Origin of the sequence: Pseudomonas sp. TH15 (genome assembly GCF_016651105.1) — a bacterium.
GTDB lineage: Bacteria > Pseudomonadota > Gammaproteobacteria > Pseudomonadales > Pseudomonadaceae > Aquipseudomonas.
Map to the genome: position 1 here is coordinate 4,213,610 of NZ_JAEKEL010000001.1, position 14,822 is coordinate 4,228,431.

12 protein-coding genes and 1 pseudogene are annotated in these 14,822 nt (G+C 61.1%); all 13 read right to left on the bottom strand.

All coding sequences use genetic code 11. The features are described from left to right. Complete coding sequence (locus tag JFT87_RS18800) at window positions 1–777, bottom strand: 2OG-Fe(II) oxygenase family protein (protein WP_201203648.1); 777 nt, start codon at window positions 775–777, stop codon at window positions 1–3. A gap of 271 nt (window positions 778–1,048) precedes the next feature. Beyond that, a pseudogene (locus JFT87_RS28880) lies at window positions 1,049–1,971 on the bottom strand (aliphatic sulfonate ABC transporter substrate-binding protein). 126 nt (window positions 1,972–2,097) lie between these two features. Beyond that, window positions 2,098–4,455 (bottom strand): TonB-dependent receptor plug domain-containing protein, encoded by a 2,358-nt coding sequence (locus tag JFT87_RS18810; protein WP_342367181.1) that lies wholly within the window; start codon window positions 4,453–4,455, stop codon window positions 2,098–2,100. A gap of 135 nt (window positions 4,456–4,590) precedes the next feature. Continuing rightward, window positions 4,591–5,088 (bottom strand): RidA family protein, encoded by a 498-nt coding sequence (locus JFT87_RS18815; RefSeq protein WP_201203649.1) that lies wholly within the window; start codon window positions 5,086–5,088, stop codon window positions 4,591–4,593. A gap of 91 nt (window positions 5,089–5,179) precedes the next feature. After that, on the bottom strand, window positions 5,180–6,757 hold the full coding sequence (locus JFT87_RS18820) for a flavin monoamine oxidase family protein (protein ID WP_201203650.1): 1,578 nt from the start codon (window positions 6,755–6,757) through the stop codon (window positions 5,180–5,182). A gap of 211 nt (window positions 6,758–6,968) precedes the next feature. Beyond that, window positions 6,969–8,168 (bottom strand): dipeptidase, encoded by a 1,200-nt coding sequence (locus JFT87_RS18825; RefSeq protein ID WP_201203651.1) that lies wholly within the window; start codon window positions 8,166–8,168, stop codon window positions 6,969–6,971. Window positions 8,169–8,209: 41 nt separating this feature from the next. Then, window positions 8,210–9,178 carry an ABC transporter substrate-binding protein gene (locus tag JFT87_RS18830; RefSeq protein ID WP_201203652.1) on the bottom strand — a complete coding sequence of 323 codons (969 nt, stop codon included), beginning with the start codon at window positions 9,176–9,178 and terminating at the stop codon, window positions 8,210–8,212. Between the two features lie 11 nt (window positions 9,179–9,189). Then, window positions 9,190–10,008: a class II aldolase/adducin family protein gene (locus JFT87_RS18835; RefSeq protein ID WP_201203653.1), complete on the bottom strand. Its 819-nt coding sequence runs from the start codon at window positions 10,006–10,008 to the stop codon at window positions 9,190–9,192. A 12-nt stretch (window positions 10,009–10,020) separates the two neighbouring features. Next, on the bottom strand, window positions 10,021–10,959 hold the full coding sequence (locus JFT87_RS18840) for a D-isomer specific 2-hydroxyacid dehydrogenase family protein (RefSeq protein ID WP_201203655.1): 939 nt from the start codon (window positions 10,957–10,959) through the stop codon (window positions 10,021–10,023). Beyond that, on the bottom strand, window positions 10,956–12,161 hold the full coding sequence (locus JFT87_RS18845) for an acyl-CoA dehydrogenase family protein (RefSeq protein ID WP_201203657.1): 1,206 nt from the start codon (window positions 12,159–12,161) through the stop codon (window positions 10,956–10,958). Before JFT87_RS18845 ends, JFT87_RS18840 begins: the two co-directional genes overlap by 4 nt. Continuing rightward, window positions 12,158–12,937: an ABC transporter ATP-binding protein gene (locus tag JFT87_RS18850; RefSeq protein ID WP_201203658.1), complete on the bottom strand. Its 780-nt coding sequence runs from the start codon at window positions 12,935–12,937 to the stop codon at window positions 12,158–12,160. Before JFT87_RS18850 ends, JFT87_RS18845 begins: the two co-directional genes overlap by 4 nt. Before the next feature lie 2 nt (window positions 12,938–12,939). Then, the gene (locus JFT87_RS18855) at window positions 12,940–13,734 is read right to left on the bottom strand and encodes an ABC transporter permease (RefSeq protein ID WP_242487327.1); all 795 of its coding nucleotides are present in this window, start codon (window positions 13,732–13,734) and stop codon (window positions 12,940–12,942) included. 164 nt (window positions 13,735–13,898) lie between these two features. Then, entirely contained in the window at window positions 13,899–14,792 is an 894-nt protein-coding gene (locus tag JFT87_RS18860; RefSeq protein ID WP_201203660.1) for a LysR family transcriptional regulator, read from the bottom strand. Window positions 14,793–14,822: the final 30 nt, after the last annotated feature.

The following is a 14,822-nucleotide window of genomic DNA, read 5'->3' on the forward strand; positions in this document are numbered from 1 at the left end:
TTAGCTCCAGTAGGCCAAAGGCTGGTGTTCGCCGTAAAAACCGATAAAGACGCCGAGTGTCACGCGAGTGCTGCTCGCTGAAGGGCGCACCGCATGGATCAGCCGCGGGTTGAGCAGGATCAGGTCGCCAGGCTCGGGCTTGATCACAAAGTCCGGTGGCGGTAGCAAATGCCGCTCGATGCCGTAGGCGCGGTCGCCACGCAGGCGCTGGTATTCCTCCTCGTCCGGCTCGATGCCCCAGATCTCGAGTTCGCCACCGTCCTCGGGGATTTCCAGATAGATGTTGGTCGATAACTGCGTGAGCAATTTCGGGTGGTGCCCTTGAGGGGCATTGCGTTCCAGGTTGTCAGTGTGTGGCGTCAGGTCGACGCCGCTGCCCTGGAAGCGCGCGATGCCGACGAAGCATTTTTGCCCATCCACTTGCAGCAGGTGCGCTCCGTGGGGCCAGACTTCATCGAGCAGCAAACGCAGTTCGTCGATCGGTGAAGCCAGTGGCCGGAACAAGTTGCGAATCCGGCGGATGTTGGCGTGGGCCTGAGCGTGATAGTCGGCACGGCTCTGCTCATCCTGGATTTCGATGTAGGCCTTGCCGATCCGGACAAATTCCTGCTGCTCGGTAAAAGCGCTGCGCAATTCTGGGCGGAATAAATGATCGCGTGCGACCTGCAAGGTGTCCGGTGGACAAAAGCCTTTTAGTTGCACGCCGTAAGAGCGTTTTTCCACGACATCAAGAATATGCCGTGCTTCAAGTTGGTCGGCAGTAATCACTGTAAACATTCAAGCTTCCTCATTCCCTGGAAGTAACGACGGGACAGACCGGGCAAATCTTTCAAATTATTTCAAGGCAACCTTAGGTAATTGCCTGAGGCTTGTGAAATATCGTTTATCTCTAACCACCCAACTAAAAAATGTATCAAAAATCAGGCAAATAGCGCCCGACACAGACCATTGACGGATAGTGTTTAAGATTATTAAAAATACTGATAATTAAACTAAGTAACGCACATTATTCGAATGCTCTAATTGATCACCAACCTTCAAGCAGTCATCAATTTGTCACGTCGTTAAATTGCTCATCAAAGTAAGCCGGCGCATTAAATGAGTTCTGGATAATGCCCTCCTCTCGATAAAGATCGGCGGTGTGTTGCACGTCTTCTACGACCGCTGGCGCAACCGGAATACGGTGCGGTACGGCGAAGCGATTGGAGCGTTCGTGGATTTCCACCGGCAAACCGCTGTAGCCCGCCTGGATTTTCGAGAACGCCTCCTGATGCTGATTAGCCCAGGCATAGGCGCGATCAAGCCGTTTGAGCAGGTCACGAATTTGCAGGGATTTGTCACGGATGGCGTTGTCATTGGCGACCAACAACATATGCCCGGCAAACAGCCCTTCGCCACTGACCAGCACCCGCGTGCCTCCTTCCATTTGCACCATGCTGGTGTAAGGATCCCAGGTCGACCAGGCGTCTGCCTGACCGTTGGCCAGCAAGCTGCGGGACTCGCCGGGTTGCAAAAAATGAACTGCGCATCACGGCCGTGCAGCCCCGCCGAACGCAGCGCCGCCAACGCCATGAAATGCCCGATGGAGCCACGGGTGGTGGTAATGCGCTGGCCCTTCAGGCTCGCGGCGTCCGTCAGCGGCGAGTTCTGATTGACCACAATCGCCACCGCGGTTTGCGTCACGTTGACCTTGATCACTCCGACGGTTTTGATCGGCGCTCCGGCGGCCGCCGCAAACACGAACGGCGCGTCCCCGAGGCTACCGAAGTCCACCGCGCCGGCCGCCAATGCTTCGGCGGTAGGCGCGGCGGCGGCGAACGAGGCGAACTCGATCGGGTAAGGCAGATTCTCCAGCTCACCGGCCGCTTGCAGCAAGATTTTCAGCGACTGCTTTTGGCTGGACACACGCAAGGTGTCGTCGGCCACGACCGGAGTGCTCAAGCCCGAAATAATGAGCAGCAGCGTCAACAGCCCGCCGAATTTTGCAACCGCGTTACGGGCCTTATCTCCTGCAAGCCGGCGCCCACGGATTGGGCTGGCGCCGCCAACATCGTCGGTGAAACGTTCGTTGCCAGCAGATGTGCGTTGGCTCATCGGTCAGAACGCCAGGCTGACGCGGCTGTAGTAATACCCGCCGCCTAGACCGTACGGCGAGAACATCCCGTATTCGTAGGTGCCGGCCCAGGCCTTGAGGCCGATCTTGTCCGGGTATTCATCGAACAGGTTGTTGGCGCCCAACGCCACGGTGAGGTTCTTGGTGACGTCGTAGGCCACGTCGATATCGGTGATCCACTTGGCGCTGTAAGTGCGATCGTTGGCCGGGATGTTCGAGCCTTCGGTGTACTCGCCGAACCGCGTCAGTTGCAGGTTGGTGGTCCAGTCGCCAACCTTGTAGTTGGTCGACAGAATCCACTTGTCTTTGGGCGTCGACTTGGTCAGGTCGATCTGTTGCTGGCGGTCGAACAACAGGTAGCTGGAACCCAGCCGCGACAGGGCTGCCGGGGTGTCGGCCAGGTCACGGATCGTGGTTTTGTTGTGGTTGTAGGCGATGCTCCATTTCGCCGTGCCGTACTCACCAAACGACTGGCTGTAATCGGCCACCAGGTCCACGCCTTTGGTGCGGGTGTCGGCGGCGTTGGTGTAATACTGCCCGGCGAGGTTCGGTGCCAGTCCGTTTTCGACGAGGATCTGCGAGACGGCGGTTCCTTGCAGCAAACCGGTCTGCAGAATGCGTTTGTCGATATCGATCAGGTAAAAGTCAGCGGTAAAACGCAGGCGTTCGGCAGGCTCCGCCGTAAAGCCCAGGCTGTAGTTACGCGAGGTTTCCGGTTCCAGGTCTTTGGCGCCCAGGGCAATCGCTTCGGCCGAATCCGGACGCATTTGCTTGGTGCGCACTGAACTGGTGGTGCCGTTGGCGCCGAACTGGGTCACGGTGCTGGTGGTGGAGAACACACTTTGCGCCAGCGACGGTGCGCGGAAGCCATTGCTGACCGCGGCCCGCACTGCGTAACCCGGCAGGAACTCGTAACGCGTGGTCAGCTTGCCGCTGGTGGTGTCGCCCACGCCCAAGTTGTACTTTTCATAGCGCCCGGCCGCACCCACGTACCAGTTGGGCGTGATGTTCAGACCGAAGTCCAGATAGGCCGCTTCGCTGTGACGCTGCAAGTCATAGGCGTCATCCGGTGTTGTGCCGTTTACCGAAAACAGGCCCGGGTCTGGACGCACGCCGGCGAATCGCCCGACTGCCGGCACATAACTGCCGTAGTTGTAGGAGTTCGGCTCGCCCTCCTCCAGCGCGTACTTCTCCCATCGATATTCGACGCCGAACGAGGTCTCTAGCGGGCTGCTCCAGCCGATATCCAGCGCTTGGGTGAAATCGAGGTTGTTGGTCCACTGATCGAAAATCAGATTGCCCAGGTGAAAGTCGTGCTGGCCGTAAGGGCCGTTGGAAATGTTCAGGTTGTTGTCGGTGTCGAGCACCGCGCGATCCTTGCCGTAGGTACTCGACAGATCCCAATCCCAGTTGCCCAGCGCGCCCTTGGCGCCACCGGCCACCTGAAAGTCCACCTCGTGGATCTCCCGTCGCGCCTGCCCGCCATTGGGGTACGGCGCATCCGGCACGCCGTTGAGGCTGGTGATGTCGGTGGGTTTGCGGTGGCCCAGGTCCTTGTTGCTGTTGCGGTAGCTCAGGGTCGAAAACGAATACAGCTTCAGATCATCCTGCAACGGCAACTCGGCGTTATAGGCGACGCTGGTGGTGCGATCGCGGCCAAGCCCGTACTCGGTACCCCAGCCTTGGCGATTGCTTTCACGCGGGTCGGGCGTGCCGTTCGGCTGATTGAAATACAACTGGCCGGTGGCAGCGCTGGAGCGCTCGTAAGGCTCTTGCAGTTTGCCGTCCCACGACAGGTTGAAAAAGCCGCCGTTTTCGCCCAGTGCAGAACCCCAGTTGAACGCTTCATGGCCGGTGGTGCCATCGCCGTCGTAGTACTGGCCGACGCTGGTGTCGGACGTCAGGCCTTCGGCATTGCGCTTGAGGATGATGTTGATCACCCCGGCGATCGCATCCGAACCGTATTGCGCCGCCGCACCGTCGCGCAGCACCTCGATATGGTCGATGGACGCCACCGGGATCAAATCCAGGTCCACCGGCACCGAGGCGTTGCCGACGCGGGCGCCGTTGTTGATCAGTGCCGAGTTGTGGCGACGCTTGCCGTTGATCAGGACCAGCACCTGATCACCGCTGAGGCCACGCATGCTCACCCCGCGCACCAGGAACGCAGTACCGCCGCCGTTGATGGTCGGGACGTTGAACGAGGGCAGCAGGCGCCCGAGCATTTCTTTCAGGCCGTTCTGGCCGATAGTGCGCAGTTGCTCACTGTCGATCACATCGATCGGCGCCGGGCTGTTGGTGACAGTGCGCGGCTGACTGCCGCGAACCCCGGTAACCACCACGGTGCCCAGGGTTTCATCGGCGGCGAACAGTTCGGGGGCACCACCATGCCGAACAGGCCGAAGCTCAAAGGCGCCGCACCGAACAGGGTTTTATGCAAAATTGAACGCATGACAAAGATCCTTTTCTGACGGCGCTCAGTGCGACCTGGCGGCAACGGTTTCGACTTCGATCAGGGCACCTGGCAATACCAGCCCGGCCACTTGCACGGTGGTTCGCGCGGGTTTCAAAGGTTGTTGTTCGGTACCGAAAAACTCGCGGAAGGCCACTTGCAGCCCGTCGAAATCCAGCTTGCCGCCCAACGCCGGGTCGCCCACCAGATAGATCCGCAGTTGCACCACGTCGGCCAGTTTCAAACCCTGGCTCGCCAGAATGCTCTCGACCTTGCGCAGCACCACGCGGGTCTGCGCTTCGGTATTGCCGACGGCACGCACCTGATCTTTCGGGGCTTTGGGATCGACCGGATCGGGCAGCAGGCCCGAGAGATACGTGACTTCGGTATTCGCAGCGAGAGTCACCGATTGCAGAATCGGCGAGTTAGGGTACGTCGACGGCACCCGCGAAATCGAAGCGGCCAAGGTGTTGCTGGCCGCAAAGAGGATCCCCATCCCCAACAAGGTTTTTTTCAAAGACATGCAAAGACACTCCAAGGTTATTTAATGCCAGCCTCGGAGGTCCGCTACCTGGCAAATCGTGTGTGGCTGTTTGAATGAAAGCGCGGCTTTTTCAGGCCGTTTGCTTGATAGGCGAGCTTTGCGCCCGCTCGAAAAGATTGCGCACCACACGCCGCGCCGCGCCGGCCGCCGCTTCCTGCCAGATCCCCACGCCGCTGTGCGCCAGGCCGTCACTGGTCAGGTACACCCGACCCTGTGGCTGGTTGAGCAAGCTGTAATCGGGTTCGGCCACCTCGTGATTGATCCACGGACCGAGGTTGTACGGAATTTTCGCCCAGGCAATGGCCAGGGGTTTGCGCAGTTCATGGCCGTGGCCGGGGTGCAGCAATTCAACGGCCTGACGGGAAATCGCGATCTGCTGATCAAGGCTTTTTTCGCCGAACTTTCGTGCCGTTTCGCCATTGTTGTAAGCCGCCACCAACACCCCTTGCGCTTGGTTGAAACCCCCGCTGGGGTACCACAGGCCCGACGCTTCCTGATTGATAAACGATAGACCGCCGTAAATCTGATAGTCGCTTTCCCAGAAGCGCCGCGACTGCCAGGCGACTTTGTTGGCGTAGCCGAATTGCACGGTGGCGATGGCTTGGCGGACCGGTGCAGCGAGGTTGCTGTCGATCTTCGCCAGCAGTGGCAGCGGCAATGCGCTGATCAGGTAATCAGCGCGGATTTTCTGTTCGTGGCCACTGCGTCGGTCCAGATAAGCGACCTCGACGAAATCCGCGTGATTAGTGATCGAGCGCACTTCGGCGTTCAGGCGCAGCGCTGCTTTCAGGTGCCGCGCGAATGCCTTGGGAATGCGGTCCATACCACCCACCGGCTGAAACATGGTCGGCGAAAATTCCGGGTACTCATCAATCATCAACGCGGTGGTCAACGCCGGGTTGAGCAACGTCTGCAATGGCAGCGGGTCTTTTTTCTGTGCGAGTTGGTCTCCGGCGCCCGGCCATACCTTGTACCCGGAGCGAGCAGAACCGACGTACTCGAGTTTGTCCGAGAGGTCGCCCCAGGTCTTGAGGAAACTCAGCAGGTTGCTGCGGTCTTCGAGGCTGAGTTCCTGATCCAGCGCGTGGCGATTGACCGCTTTTGCCAGCAGCTCGGAGAAGTGCCCACGGCTGTCGTTCACGGCCTGGCGAATCTGGATCGCCGGTTGATTCAGGTCGGGCCGCACCAGTGCGTTGCGGCTGGTGTTGACCAACACTTCCAGCTCCACCCCAAGCTCGCGGCAATAGCCGAGCATCAACTGATGATGGCTAGGCAGACGGCCGGGGCCGGCGTTGAGGTAGAAGCCGTTGTCGAAGTCCGCGACCTGCACGCTGCCGTCGGTGTACTCGACACGATCACCCCCGCGTACCGTCCAGTTGCGCCCGCCGACCCGATCTCGGGCCTCCAGCAGCGTGACGTTGAAACCGGCCTTTTGCAGTTCATAGGCGCTGACCAGACCACCGATGCCGGCACCGATCACCACCACGCTGACACCGTGCCCCACACGGGCGGTGGGCAACGCGGCATAGTTCTCCGCAGCGGCCTGCGCCGTGTCGGTCACACCGAGCATGCCCATCACCGCAGAGGCCGCCTGAAGGCCGCCGACGGCAGCCACGCGGGCGATCAATTGTCTTCTGGTCAACGGCATTCAAGCGCTCCCTGCCTGGCGGATAGATAGTGCATTCGGTTATAGCCCAGAGACTTGTTCAGTCACTTGGGTCTATGCGAAGCCATCCTAGGGGGCGCTCTTTAATAAGAGAAATACATTTTAAGCATATGCAAATATTAATTTGTATCATATTCACCAGAGGTGATTCTGCGGCGATTGCATAGTCACATCGTCAGTCGATCCAAGCCGATCAATGTGCGCGCTGCGCCTCGCTCAGCACCCGCAGCAAATTTCCGCCCCAGATCTTCGCCACATCACTTTCGGTGTAACCCGCCGCCAGCAAGCGCTCGGTAATCCGTGGCAACTGCGACACATCACTCAAGCCTTGCACCCCGCCGCCACCGTCCCAGTCGGCACCGATCCCGACGTGATCCGCGCCGACGACTTGCAGGATATGCAGCAGGTGCCTGATGAAATCATCCAGGTTCGCTTGCGGCTGCGGGTAGCGGTTTTCGACCTCGTGGATACGCGCTGCCAGGTCCGCCACCTCGGCCGGGCTGAGACTCGCCGCCAGGCGAAACTCGCGGTACAGCGGGCCCAGCGCCTTGTCGCGCTCGGGGTTGGGCTCGCGGTTGATCAAATCACTGGGAAAGCTGTTGACCTGCACCACGCCGCCCTTCGCCGCCAACCGGCGCAAGCGCTGGTCGTCGAGGTTGCGTGGGTGCGCCGTGATCGCCCGACTGCTGCTGTGCGAAGCAATGATCGGGGCACTGGACAGCTCCAGCACTTGATCGAACACCTGATCCGAGGCGTGCGAGACGTCGAGCAAAATCCCCCGCCGGTTGGCCTCCGCCACCAGCGCTCGACCGGCCGGGCTCAAGCCGTGCCATTGCGGCAACGCGGTGGCTGAATCGGCGAAATCGTTGTTGGCCGCATGCACCAGTCCGAGCATGCGCAACCCCAGTCGGTAATAAGTCTGCAATCGTTGCGGATCAGCCGCCAGCGGCTCGGCGTTTTCCATGCTGATAAACACCACCCGCTGCTGGCGCGCGACGATGGCCGGTACGTCTTCGGCGCGCAACGCCAAGGCAAAATCCTTGGGATGCGCCGCAACCATGTCGCGAATGCGCGTGATCACCGCCAGGCCATGTTCGCTGGCCAGTGTCCGGCCTTCGGCGGTAAGCGGGCCCTGCGGGGTGAATATCGCCCAGAAGCCACCGTCCAGCCCGCCCTCCTTCATGCGCGGCAAGTCCACTTGGGACAGGTCGGTGTCGAAGCTGTGCCGCTGGGTGATGTCCCAATCCGGACGCGCCAGTTGCATCGGAGTGTCGAGGTGGCTGTCGAGGACGGTGAGGCGCTGGTGAAGTTGCGTGACGGTTTCCCCGGCGTCGGTGAAAGCGCTGATCAGGCACAACAGCACTGCACAGCAGCGCGCAAAAGAAGTGAGCATGCATGCCCTCCCTGGCAAGTGTCGGATATGGAAATGCGGGGTCAGCTCCAGTGAAAACTGCGGTCCCACAAACCGGATACGTCGAGCTGCTGCGGCAACACCCCGGCCTCGAAAAACAGATCGGCGACATCCTGCTGGGATTTCACCGCCGCATCATCCACCGGTTGCAGCAGACGCGGGCCACTCTGGGCACGGTACTGGGCCAGGAACACTTCCCGTGGCATGCCAAGGATCTTCGCACTCTTGGTTGCCCACTCTTCGGGATGCGCCGCAATCCATTGCCAGGCACGGTACTCGCGCAGGATGTAATCGGTAATCGCCTGATGTTTGAGCGGGTCGGCAATGCTGTTCTGATTGGCGGCGATCACGTAATTGCCGGACAGATAGCCCTGACCGGTTTTCAAGACACGGGCGCCGGTGCGTTGCTCGGCGAGCTGAATGAAGTAGCCAAAACTGACCCAGGCATCCAGCGCGCCGTTCTGAAACGCGGCAAAACCGTCTTGCGGTGTCAGCGCCATGGGCACGATGTCATTGAACGTCAGGCCCTGCTCCTTCAGCGCTTTAAGCAAAAAATAGTGTGAACTGGTCGAGCGGATGTAGCCGATTCGCTTGCCCTTGAGTTGCGCGATCGACTGCACGTCAGAGCCTTTGGGCACGATGAACGCCTGGTTGTTGACGTCACCGGTCAACACCGCAATGAGCTTCACCGGCGCGTGATTCTTGATCCCGAATATCGGCGGTATCTCACTCATTGGCGAGATGTCCAGAGTGCCGCTGACCAAGGCCTCGAAACTCAGGTTGCCGCCCGTGAACTCGGCGTATTTGACGGTGTAAGGCGCAGGCTCGATTCCCGCTTCGGCGAAGAATGTCGGAGCCGCGCCTTTGTAGGTCGCCACGTTCAGCGTGACCCCACGCAAGTCGTTGGCGGCCAGGCCGAAGCGTGGCAGGCCGACGCTGAATGCGCCGAGGCCGGCCAGCGCCGAAAGTTCGAGAAAACGTCGACGGTGCATGGTGCAACTCCTTAAGTCAGAACATCCGGTTCTGCGCGCAAAATCCGTTCGCGAAACGGCTGGAAGCTGAACCAGCCGCCAAATTCAGTACCGACCTGCCTGGCCGTGTGTCGTGCAACGTCATGCGGGATAAGCCGTGGTGAACCCGCCGCTTCGGCGAGCAGTTGCGTGCGTGCGGCGTTGTCCATCGCGATAAAACGCCAGACGGCCGCTTCGACGGTTTGGCCAACGGTTAGCAGGCCATGATTTTGCAGGATCAACGCGTTGTGTTCGCCAAGGGTCTGGGCAATGCGCGCGCCCTCGCTGGTGTCCAGCACCACCCCGGAAAAATTGTCGAACAGTGCGTGCTTTTCATAAAAGGCACAGGCGTCCTGGGTCAGCGGGTCCAGCAAGCGTCCCAGACTCGACCAGGCCTTGCCGTACAACGAATGTGCATGCGCCGCGGCGATCACCTGCGGGCGGGCTTCATGCAGCGCGGCATGGATGGCGAACGCGGCCAGGTTCAACGCGCCCTCGCCTTCGAGGATTTCACCGTTAGGGTTGACCAGCAACAAATCCGACACCCGCAAATGACCGAAATACACGCCCACCGGGTTGACCCAAAAGTGATCCGGTCGCCCAGGGTCGCGCACCGTGATGTGCCCGGCGCCGCCCATATCAAACCCTTGCAGGGCAAACACCCGGAACGCGATTGCGAGGCTCTGTTTGCGCTGCAACCTTTCCTGCTCAACGCTCTCTCGCTGCGGCGGGTGCTCCCAGCGAAACACGGTGTGGCCGTCGCGCGGCAAGTCGTACACCCCCGGCCGATGAATTGCGTTGGCTGTGCTCATGGCTGACTCCTTTCAATATCCACGGCTGATCTCCACCGGGTTTTCCAATGGCAGCCCTTTGCGCTGGCGTTCAATGTTGCGCGCCAGCAAGCGGGCAATGTTGAGGTACACCTGCGGCGAATTGGCCGAGGTGTGCGGTGATAAATGGATGCGTCGATGACGGTAAAACGGGTGCCCCGCCGGCAGCGGTTCCGGGTCGCTGACATCCAGACTCGCCAGGCCAACTTGCCCGGCATCGAGGGCGCGCAACAACGCCTGCTGATCGATCAGCGCCCCGCGCGCAAGGTTGATCAGATGCAGCCCCGGCCGGGCTGACGCCAGCACCGCTTCGCTGACGATGTGCTGTGTCGCGGGCGTGACCGGTGCCGCCAGCAGCACATGATCGGCACGGCCAAACAACTCATGAATGTCCGCCACTGCGCGCACGCCGGGCACTTCAAAGGGTTGCGCGGAGTGACGCAGCGCGAGCACGTGCATCCCCAGTGCCTGCGCTTTCGGCGCCAAGGCCTGGGCAATACTGCCGAAACCGAACAGCCCCAGCGTGCTGCCGGACACTGAAGCCAGTGGCCGCTGCTGCCAGTGCGCCGCGTCGTTGATCCAGACGTCCGGCAGTTGCTTGGCGGCGGTGAAAATCGCGGCCAGGGCAAACTCGGCCATCGTCTCTGCAGTAGTGCCCCGCGCACTCGCCACCGGCAAACTGTCGAACAGCCAGCGAGGGAAATAATCGAGGCCGCTGGTCACCAGTTGAACCAGCCGCAAACCAAACGGCCAACCGGGCGGCGGCGCCGACGCATCCCGAAAGTCGGCATGTGGGGCGGCGAGCAATACCTGAACATCCGCCGGCAGATTCGCTGGCAAACCCCGCGCTAACTCAAGCACTTCAACATCGGGCAATTGCGCTCGCAGGTGTTGATTGAACGCCGCGTCCAACTGACTGGCGATGCGCGTCATGCCTGGGCGCCCCGGCTGGGCAAAGCGAATGCGGCGCGGCCGACGGCAGCGAGGATCGCGTCGTTCTGCGGCGTGTGAATCCGGCTGCACAACACGTCGCGGTAATGCCGCTCGATCGGATTGCCACGGGCCAGGCCCGGGTTGCCGATGGCTTCGATCCCCAATTCGACGGCGCTGATGGCGTTGCTGGTGACCAGGTATTTGACCTGTGTGGCTTCGCTCGGATCGACCCGTCCTTGCGCCGCGGCATCCAGCAGCACGCGGTTGGCAAACAGTAGCGCGTCGATGCGCCCGATCAGTTCATGAAACCGCGGCAGGCTCGACAGCGGCGCCCCCAGATTGGCCGGCGTGCGCTCGGCAAGCCAGCCCACTAACCAGTCGCGGGCGGCGCGGGCTACGCCGTCGTAGATCGACGAAAGCAGCACTGCCAGCCACAACACGCCGGTACTGTCCAGTTCCGAGGGACGCGGGACGTTGGCCGGCAGAATGTCCACGGCGTATTCGCTGGCGACGAACACGTCTTCGAAAATCACATCGTGGCTGCCGGTAGCGCGCATGCCCAAGTGATCCCAGGTTTCCTCGATGCGAATCCCCGGCGTATCCCGATGCACCAGCCAGGTGCCCACGTGCGGCTCGCTGTCGTCACTGCGCGCCCAGACTGCCAGCCAGGTCAGGCCGGGAATGCCGGTGGAATAAATCTTCCGGCCGCTAAGCAACCAGCCACCGTCCACGCGTCGCGCAATGGTGTTGGGCAGGCCGCCACGGGCCGGTGTGCCGAGATCCGGCTCGACCCGCAACGCGTTGATCAATGCGCCCTCTTCCACTGCTTCGCGTGCCAGTCGTTCGCGCAAGTGCAGCGGCCAGGCCTGATTGCCTTGCAAGCGCGTGTGCTGCAGGTATTGCATCACCAGCACCAACGCGGTGGACGGTTCGCCGCGAGCCACTGCGCTGACGACCCGGCGCGCCTGGGCCAGGGTCGCCTCGCTGCCACCCAGCCGGCGCGGCACCGTCAACGCCAGCAAACCGTGCTCATGCAAACGCCGCAGATTGGCGTGGGGGAACTCGCTGTGCTTGTCGTAATAAGCCGCCGTCGCGGCGAATTCGTCGCTGAGCGCTTCCAGCCGTTCGGCGAATGCCGGGGCGTCGAGATCAGGTTGCCGAGCCTGACGCTCGGCGCGTGGTTGCGCGGTGGATAAGCTCATCGGTTGCCGGTCCTGCTCAAGGGTTGGGAATCGTCAGCGGCACTGGCAACGTCGGGATCGCTGTCGACCCCGAGCAATTCCAGCAGGCGCGCACGCAAATCATGGAACGCCGGCGTCGCGATCTGACGCGGGCGCGGCAAGCGAATCTGGATCTGTTCGGCGATGCGCCCGTGGGCCAACACCACCACCCGATCTGCCAGCAGCACCGCTTCGTCAACGTCGTGCGTGACCAGCAACACCGCCGGGGTGTGCACTCGCCACAACGCAATAATCAGTTGATGCATGCGGATGCGCGTCAAGGCATCGAGGGCGGCGAACGGTTCGTCCAGCAGCAACAGTTTCGGCTCACGGACCAGTGCCCTGGCCAGCGCGACGCGCTGCGCTTCGCCTCCGGACAAAGTGCCGGGCCAGGCATTGAGCCGATGTTCCAGGCCGACCTCAGTCATCGCCGCCAATGCGCGCTCTTTCGCCCCTTCGCCACGCACCCCGAGAGAGACGTTGCGCCAAGCGCGTTTCCACGGCATCAAGCGCGGCTCCTGAAACACCGCCGCCAAGGCTTCGGGCACCTGCAACCGGCCTTCGTCGATCCGGTCGAGCCCGGCCAGCGCTCGCAACAAAGTGGTTTTACCCGAACCGCTACTGCCCAGCAGGGCAACAAATTCGCCAGGCGCAATCTCCAGGTCCAAGTGATCGAGCACCGCCTGGCTGGCAAACCGGCGCGTGACCTGTCGGCACTCGACGGCTGGCAATGAGGGTTTGGCAAACAGCACAGTCATGGTCAGCTCCTGATAAAGGTCGGGCGCCAGGCCAGCGCAAACCGTTCAAGCAAACGCACCAGGCCGTCGATACCCAGCCCCAGTACGCTGTAAATGATCAGGCAGATGACGATGACGTCTGTACGCATGAAGTCCCGCGCATCGTTGACCAGGTAACCAATGCCAGCGCTGGCGTTGATTTGCTCAACCACCACCAGCCCCAGCCAACTGATGCCGAAGGCGTAGCGCAAACCGACAAAGAATGCCGGCAAGGCACCGGGCAAGATCACGTGGACGATCAGCTCCCAGCGTTTGAGCCCGAGCATCGTTGCGGCTTCGACAAGCTTGGGATCGAGGCCGCGGATACCGGAAAACAGCGTGAGGTAAATCGGGAAGGTAGTGCCGAGGGCGATCAAGGCGATCTTCGGCGTTTCGCCTACGCCAAACCACAGAATGAACAGCGGCACGATGGCCAGGAACGGCAAGGTTCGGAGCATTTGCATCGGCGAGTCGATGGCGATCTCGCCGCGTCGCGACAACCCCGCCACCAACGCCAGGACGGTGCCGACGCTAACCCCGATCGCCAGGCCGCTGAGGGCGCGTTGCAGGGAAATCCACAAGTGGCCGGCCAACTCGCCGCTGCCGAGCATCTGCCACAGCGTGGCGCCAATCGCACTGGGCGCAGCGATGATGCGCGGTGGCAACAGTCCCGTGCGCGAGGCCAGCTCCCACAGCAGCAACAGCAACAACGGGCTGAGCAAACGCGCGAGCAGATCGCGCCCGGCGGGCCATTGGGCGATGGACTTGAGGCGATCCAGCGGTGTAACGAGGGGGGCGCAGACATTTCAACTTCCCTGATTAAGCGCGTCGAACCCCATGCTAACTACATAAAAACTGCCCGTGAAATTCGTTTTAGTTCTAACCTAATATACAAATAATGCATTTATTCAAATCAACGATATGCAAGGAACAACCAGCCCGATCAGTGCTTGCCCACCCGAGCCGCGACCATTTCGCCAAATACGCTGACCGGTTCTTGCAGGTTGCCGAGGAAACGCGGATGGATCAGCCACAAATCAATCACCGGTTTGAAGTCCGAGACCGGGACAATTTCAAGTTTGTCGCGATGGCTGCTGTTTTCCAGCAACGGCAACGGCACCAGACCATAGCCCAGGCCATTGGCGATCAACCCCAACTGCAATTCGGTGCCGAACGTTTCCAGGTTGATTTGCAACGACAACCCCTGCGCGCTCAAGGCCCTTTGCAGGCCGGCGCGGAAACCACAGCCGTCAGGGTTGAGCACCCAGCCGCGCTGGTAGCAATCGGCGAGTTTGCAGTTGCGTTTGCGTACCTCGCCTTTGGCGGCGACCACCACCAGGCTCATGCTGGCCAGCGAACGCCCGACCACCCCCTCCGGAAACACCTTACCGGCGGGAAACAGCGCCGCGACCACGTCCAGTTCGCCGTTCTCGACCTTGCCCAGCAAATGGCTTCCCCAGCCTGTGGCCACCGACGTCTGTAATTGCGGGTAGAGGGCTTTCAATTGGCTCAGGGCATCCAGCAACACCACATCGCCGATGGTCTGCGGGACGCCGATGCGTAACGCACCACTGGGCGGGCCGTCGCTGGCCACCAATTCGCTGAGGGCATCAATGGTGCGCAGCACTTCCAGGCACTGCCCGTAAACCCGAAGGCCCATGCTGGTCGGTTTCAGCGGTTTGGTGTTGCGGTCGAGCAACTCGACGCCCAAGGCTTCCTCGAAGTTCTGCACCCGCCGGGTGATCGCCGGCTGGGTCAACTGCAAGGAATCAGCAGCCTGGCTGATGGTTTGGCAGCGGATCACTGCCACGAACGCGTTCAGATCATCTATCTTCATTCTTTTTTCGCATAATAAATGACTGGAAAA